This is a genomic window from Acidithiobacillus sp., from assembly GCF_049965315.1.
GTDB lineage: Bacteria > Pseudomonadota > Gammaproteobacteria > Acidithiobacillales > Acidithiobacillaceae > Acidithiobacillus_B.
The window spans coordinates 1-527 of record NZ_JBMFWL010000076.1; the positions used below are offsets into that span (position 1 = coordinate 1).

Below are 527 nucleotides of genomic sequence, written 5' to 3' on the forward strand. Positions count from 1 at the left end.
CGGGCAGGCTCAAAATAAGCCGGCTCACCTCGTCGCTGACAGTTACATATTGGCCATGTTGTACGCGCACCACTTTGTTGCCATAGCGGTCAATCGCCTTTTGATAAGCGTTTAACGCATGGGCGATGTGGCCGCTGCGCAGCAGGCGCCGTGCCTGCCGCAGAAGGTCCATCGCTCCAAACGAATCGTTAACCTGTACCCGGCTATAGGCTTCATTTTCGGCGGTGGCGATGGCGCCAGGCTTTTTTACCGCTGCCGTGGCGCGCAGCGGCAGCGCCTGCATTACCCCGCCGGCCACCCCGGCAGGAACTGGCACCATAATGCTGACAGCCGACGGTAGGCTCGCCGCTGCCACGGCAATACCGAACGCAGTGGCAAGCCATGCTCTGCCCGGCAGCGCCCTGCGCAGTGCCGCTGCGGCGCTTGCCCGGAAACTTTTATACTCTCCAGTGTAGCGCATCAGCAGCCTCAACAGTTGAACACAACTTCTTCATCAGCGTATCGAGGTCGCAGCCTCGTTACAATGC

Annotated in this window: 1 protein-coding gene; it reads right to left on the reverse strand. The window is 60.2% G+C overall.

Features of this window, described 5'->3' with window-relative positions:
* A partial coding sequence (locus ACP5MM_RS09860; protein WP_427934540.1) for a hypothetical protein occupies window positions 1-460 on the reverse strand: 460 nt, incomplete at its 3' end.
* Window positions 461-527: the final 67 nt, after the last annotated feature.